The following is a 2060-nucleotide window of genomic DNA, read 5'->3' on the forward strand; positions in this document are numbered from 1 at the left end:
AATAGTATGATTATTACTCAAGAGATGATTTTTATTTTAAATATAAAATAATTTTCACCATGTAATATTTCATACTTTATATTATACTTATTAAGTATATTCTTTACTATATTTAATCCTAATCCATTACTATTATCCAATTTTAGATCAAAACTAGCATCTAAAATTTTATTTATTTTCGAAATTTTATTTTTATCATATGAGTTTTCTATAAGTAACCAATCATTAGCTATTTTGATATTAATTATTCCATTTCGATTAGTATATTTTACTGCATTGCTAATCAAATTAGAAAATACAATATTTAGTGCCGTTTTTCCTATATAAATATTATAGTCTAATAATTCCTTATTAATATTATTTTTTTTTGATTTACTAAGATAGAGTATTTTTCTAATACTTCATCTAATGTATCACCAACATTTAAATATTCTTCATCATTATTCAAGTCTTTTATAGAATAAAAAGATAATATTTGCGAGACATTCTTTGTTAAGTTATCTACAATATTAATACACTCACTGATATAAAAGTCTCTATCTTTATATTTTCCGATATTATATTTCATATTCTCAAGTAATATCTTTAGGCTGGAAAGAGGAGTTTTAAGTTCGTGGGACGCCCCCTTAAAAAAATCATATTTCAATTTTTCTAACTTTAAAATTTCCTTATTTTTAAATTCCAAATCATTAATTGTATTCAATAAAGCACAATATAAGTCATTGATTTGCTGTTTTAGTTGTCCAATTTCATCATTAGAACTAATTTTCAATCTTGTTTCTTTGTCAAGTTTTATCATTTTATCAGTAACCATAGTTATTTCTTGTATATTGTTTTTTATAGATTTAGCATAAATTAAAGAAATAACAATGGAAAAAAGAAATGATATCGATAAAGAATATGGTAAAAACTTAAGGCTCAAGTCTTTCGCGTCTTTTTGCATATCAGCTGTTGAAACAAATTGAAGATGTATTTTTTTGCCATCATGAAGTTTAATTTCCCTTTCTTCAATTATTAAAGAATTACTATCACTTTTTACATTAACATTTATATTATCATTTATTTGTAATTCATTTTTGTTATTATTTTTTTTTATAAATACCTTTATGTCACTACTTTTAGAATAAAGCTCCAAAGTTTGGTCTAAATATTTTAACTCTTTTCCATTCATATTTTTAGAAATTTCATCTGCCATAATGTGGATTTTTACTTTCCTCGTCTCCAAATATGTTTTAGGAAAGATAAAAAAGAATAATGAATGAACTAATATAATTAGTATTCCAAGAATAGAAAATATTTGTATGAACATTTTTGGGAATATTTTTAATTTCTTCATTTTCTCTCCAATTTATATCCTACATTTCTTATAGTAGTTATACAGTCTAATTGTAATTTTTTTCTAAGTTCTTTTATATATACATCTACTACTCGATCATAAGGGATCTCTTCGCTATCCTTCCAGACATAATCAATAATTTGCATTCTTGTTAAAACTTGTCCATCATTATCCAATAAACATTTTAGTATTTCGAGTTCTTTTGCATTTACATCTATTTTTTCATCATTTATTTTAGCTGTATAACTATTAAAATTTACCGAAAGATTCTTATATTCAAACTTCTCTAAATGTCCAAAATTCTTCTTAATTAAAGAATCTATTCTAGCCTTTAAAACAGGCAATGAAAATGGTTTTTCTACATATCCATCTACTAAATTAGTAAATGCATCAATTTTATATTCTTCATCACTAAATGCAGTCAAAATTAGAATTGGTAAATTGCTTTTCTTTCTAATTTCTTTCAACACTTCTAAACCATTTATAAAAGGTATCTGAATGTCTAAGATAACCAAGTTTATATCACTATTAAATTTTGACAAGGCTTCCCTTCCATCTTTAGCCTGAATAACAGTATATCCAAATTCTGAAAGGTATTCACTTATTCCCTCTCTTATCAACTTATCATCTTCAACAGTTAATATTTTCATAGATACCTCCATTTAAATCTATACATAATATTATACAGTATATTATTTGATTTTTATAAGTCAAAAAACATTCG

At 23.7% G+C, this 2060-nt stretch carries 1 protein-coding gene and 1 pseudogene; both read right to left on the minus strand.

Annotated features, from left to right (window positions below):
- Positions 1–17 precede the first annotated feature (17 nt).
- Positions 18–1336: pseudogene (locus HMPREF9171_RS01000000113000) on the minus strand (ATP-binding protein).
- Entirely contained in the window at positions 1333–1986 is a 654-nt protein-coding gene (locus tag HMPREF9171_RS105985) for a response regulator transcription factor (protein ID WP_000699093.1), read from the minus strand. Before HMPREF9171_RS105985 ends, HMPREF9171_RS01000000113000 begins: the two are co-directional and overlap by 4 nt.
- Between the last annotated feature and the right edge of the window lie 74 nt (positions 1987–2060).

It is taken from the genome of Streptococcus agalactiae ATCC 13813, assembly GCF_000186445.1.
In the GTDB taxonomy this organism is placed as follows: Bacteria; Bacillota; Bacilli; order Lactobacillales; family Streptococcaceae; genus Streptococcus; species Streptococcus agalactiae.

Bases quoted from the DNA above. Each gene is read 5' to 3' on its own strand.
- HMPREF9171_RS105985 (WP_000699093.1), bottom strand. From the start codon at position 1,986: ATGAAAATATTAACTGTTGAAGATGATAAGTTGATAAGAGAGGGAATA.